The organism is Mesobacillus sp. (genome assembly GCF_049588175.1).
Classification (GTDB): Bacteria; Bacillota; Bacilli; order Bacillales; family Cytobacillaceae; genus Mesobacillus.
This window is the reverse complement of record NZ_JBAVFI010000515.1, coordinates 1-4,301: the sequence shown is the minus strand read 5'-3', so window position 1 is coordinate 4,301 and position 4,301 is coordinate 1. Positions and strand designations below refer to the sequence as shown.

Annotated in this window: 3 protein-coding genes; all 3 read left to right on the top strand. The window is 44.8% G+C overall.

The genetic code is table 11. From position 1 onward, the window contains the following. The coding region (locus WB217_RS12610; protein WP_423993568.1) for a dihydroorotase at positions 1-1,195 on the top strand (1,195 nt) is incomplete at its 5' end. After that, on the top strand, positions 1,192-2,289 hold the full coding sequence (locus WB217_RS12605) for a carbamoyl phosphate synthase small subunit (RefSeq protein ID WP_423993567.1): 1,098 nt from the start codon (positions 1,192-1,194) through the stop codon (positions 2,287-2,289). The genes WB217_RS12610 and WB217_RS12605, both read left to right, overlap by 4 nt. After that, the coding region (gene carB / locus WB217_RS12600; protein ID WP_423993566.1) for a carbamoyl-phosphate synthase (glutamine-hydrolyzing) large subunit at positions 2,276-4,301 on the top strand (2,026 nt) is incomplete at its 3' end. The genes WB217_RS12605 and carB, both read left to right, overlap by 14 nt.

The window sequence follows — 4,301 nt, the reverse complement described above, 5'->3', positions numbered from 1 at the left end:
TATAGGTGTTAACCTGACTACAAATGCCAACCAGATCATCAATGCGGAAGGAAAGCTCATAGCACCAGGATTTATCGACCTTCACGTCCATTTGAGAGAACCGGGCGGCGAAAAGAAAGAAACAATCGCTACAGGTACACTGGCCGCGGCAAAAGGCGGCTTCACTACCGTGGCTGCTATGCCAAACACAAGGCCGGTTCCTGATTCAAAAGAACAGATGGAGTGGCTGCAGGAAAAAATCAAGGAAACAGCTTCAGTTAGAGTCCTGCCATATGCATCAATTACGGTAAGAGAACTGGGACAGGAACTTACTAATTTTGCTGAATTGAAGGCAGCGGGTGCATTCGCCTTAACGGATGATGGAGTAGGAGTGCAGTCAGCAGGAATGATGCTGGAGACAATGAAAAAGGCAGCGAACCTGGATATGGCAGTCGTTGCGCACTGTGAAGACAATACATTAATAAACAAAGGCTCGCTCCACGAAGGGAAGAAATCTGCTGAGCTTGGAATCAACGGAATTCCTTCGGTTTGTGAGTCTGTACATATCGCCAGGGATATCCTGCTTGCTGAAAAAGCAGGATGCCACTACCACGTATGCCATATCAGCACAAAAGAATCGGTCAGAGCAGTAAGGGATGCCAAGAGATATGGCATTAGAGTCACTGCTGAGGTAACACCACATCATTTACTTTTAAATGAAGAAGACATACATGGAAACGATGCGAACTATAAAATGAATCCACCCTTGAGAGGGAAAGCGGATCAAGAAGCATTAATCGAAGGTTTGCTCGACGGCACGATTGATTTCATCGCTACAGACCATGCACCTCATACGAGCGAGGAAAAAGCAGAGGGCATAGAGCTTGCACCGTTCGGAATCGTCGGACTGGAAACAGCATTTCCGCTCTTGTATACACACTTAGTGGAAAAAAACATTATCACATTAAAACAGCTAATTGACTTTTTGACGGTAAAACCTGCAGCTGCTTTCGGGCTGCCTTATGGTGAAATAAAGGTCGGGGCTGCTGCGGACTTAGTAGTGATTGACCTTGAAGAAACAAGAGAAATCAATCCAGATGAATTTTTATCAAAAGGAAAAAACACACCATTTGATGGCTGGAGCTGTAAGGGATGGCCAGCATTAACGATTGCCGAAGGAAAAATAGTCTGGGATAAAGGATGTGTGACAGCATGAAAAAACAGCTGATATTAGAGGATGGAACGATATTTATTGGAGAAGGATTCGGAAGTGAAGCATCGACTGCAGGCGAGGTTGTATTTAATACTGGCATGACTGGTTATCAGGAAATCCTGTCAGATCCATCTTACTGCGGACAAATTGTTACTCTAACGTATCCCTTGATCGGGAATTACGGTATAAACCGTGACGATTTCGAGTCAATCAGTCCTGCTGTCCACGGACTCATTGTAAAAGAAAATGCTGATTTCCCTTCAAACTGGAGATCCGAATTGCCGCTAGATACGTACCTGAAAATGAAGAATATCCCTGGAATCGCAGGTATAGATACAAGGAAACTGACAAAAATCATCCGCCAGCACGGTACATTAAAGGGTACTATTTGCGGAATAGAAGAAAATCCTGAAGATATTATTGCTTCACTAAGAGGCAAAATGCTGCCAAACGATCAGGTAAGGCAAGTATCAACGAAAACTCCGTACCCAAGTCCTGGCCGCGGGCACCGTATCGTACTGGTTGACTTTGGCCTGAAGCATGGCATTTTAAGAGAATTAAATGATCGGAATTGCGATGTGATTGTTGTACCTTATAACACAACTTTCGAAGAAATTCTTAGCTTAAGCCCGGATGGCATTATGCTTTCAAACGGCCCTGGGGATCCAAAGGATGTTCCTGAAGCAATCGAAATGATCAAGTGCTTGATTGGCAGGGTACCGATGTTCGGAATTTGTCTGGGACATCAGCTATTCGCGCTAGCATGCGGAGCTGACACAGAAAAAATGAAATTTGGCCATCGCGGTTCGAACCATCCAGTCAAGGATTTGAGTACAGGAAAAATTGCTATTACATCTCAGAACCACGGTTATACCGTTAAGGAAGATTCAATCTTAGGAACAGAGCTGGAAGTCACACATATTGCCCTGAATGATGGAACGATTGAGGGACTTTCGCACAAAAATGCTGCGGCATTTACGGTCCAGTACCATCCAGAAGCATCCCCCGGACCAGAAGATGCAAACGGATTATTCAATCAATTTTTAGACATCGTAGAAGCAGAGAAAAGGGAGGCTGTCGCAAATGCCAAAGCGTAAAGATGTAAACAGTATATTAGTAATCGGGTCAGGCCCAATTATCATCGGGCAGGCTGCAGAATTTGATTATGCCGGAACTCAGGCGTGCATTGCTTTGAGGGAAGAAGGATATAAGGTCATCCTCGTCAATTCCAATCCGGCGACAATTATGACTGATACTGAAATTGCCGATGTTGTATACATCGAGCCGCTTACTCTCGAGTTTGTGTCGAGGATCATCCGCAAGGAACGCCCTGATGCCATCCTGCCAACATTGGGAGGGCAGACTGGACTGAATCTGGCGGTTGAACTGGCAAAGGCAGGAGTGCTTGAAGAATGCGCTGTTGAAATACTTGGTACAAAGCTTGAAGCGATAAACCAGGCCGAGGACAGGGAGCTATTCAGAAACCTGATGAATGAGTTAGGCCAGCCTGTTCCTGACAGCGACATCATCCATAGTCTTGATGAGGCATATGCTTTTGTAGAAAAAATCGGATATCCGGTCATTGTCCGTCCTGCGTTCACTATGGGTGGAACTGGCGGTGGAATCTGCAGCAACGAAAAAGAATTGATTGAAATTGTGACTAGCGGTATTAAGAACAGTCCAGTAGGTCAATGCTTGCTTGAAAAAAGCATTGCCGGATTCAAGGAAATTGAGTATGAAGTGATGCGAGACAGCCATGACAATGCCATTGTTGTCTGCAACATGGAGAATTTTGACCCTGTCGGAGTCCATACAGGAGACTCTATTGTCGTCGCGCCTAGCCAGACATTAAGTGACCGTGAATACCAGCTGCTGAGGAATGCGAGCCTGAAAATAATCAGAGCACTTAAAATTGAGGGTGGCTGTAACGTTCAGCTGGCACTAGATCCAGACAGCTTCAATTATTATGTTATCGAAGTGAATCCACGTGTCAGCCGTTCATCAGCACTTGCATCAAAAGCAACTGGGTATCCGATCGCAAAGCTTGCAGCTAAGATCGCGGTAGGATTGACTCTTGATGAAATGCTGAACCCGGTTACAGGTAAAACATACGCTTGCTTTGAACCGGCGCTTGACTATGTGGTCACAAAAATCCCGCGCTGGCCATTTGATAAATTCGAATCTGCCAACCGTACACTTGGAACGCAGATGAAAGCGACTGGGGAAGTTATGGCGATTGGCCGGAATTTCGAAGAATCACTCTTAAAGGCAATACGTTCCCTCGAAGCGGACGTCACACATCTTTCTTTGAAAAATAGCAGTGAAATCGATGACGAACTGCTGGAAAAAAGAATTCGCAAAGCTGGGGACGAAAGATTATTTTACCTTGCAGAGGCAATCAGAAGAGGAGTTTCGATTGAAACGCTGCACAGCTGGAGCAAAATTGACCTATTCTTCCTTCATAAAATAGAAAGATTAATAGCTTTTGAGCAGGAACTAACACAAAATGCGTTCGATCTAGATACAACAAGAACAGCAAAACAAAAGGGTTTCTCAGATAAAGTCATCTCCACTCTATGGGGAGTGGATGAAAAAGAAGTATATCAGTGGCGTTTAAAGAATGGGCTGATTCCTGTCTTTAAAATGGTCGATACTTGTGCTGCGGAATTCGAGTCTGAAACACCATATTTTTATAGCACATACGAGGAAGAAAATGAGTCTTCAGTAACTGACAAACCTAGCGTAATTGTTCTTGGATCTGGCCCGATCCGCATTGGCCAGGGCATCGAGTTTGACTATGCAACTGTCCATTCCGTAAAAGCCATCAAGGAAGCGGGCTACGAGGCAATCATCGTAAATAACAACCCTGAAACGGTATCAACAGATTTCAGCATTTCTGATAAGTTGTATTTCGAACCGCTGACAATTGAGGATGTCATGAATATCATCAATCTTGAAAAACCGATAGGCGCTGTGGTTCAATTCGGCGGACAAACGGCTATTAATCTAGCTTCAAAGCTTGTAGAACGAGGTGTGAAGATCCTCGGAACGAGCCTTGAGGATCTAGACCGTGCCGAGGACCGTGATAAGTTTGAACACGCACTTGCAG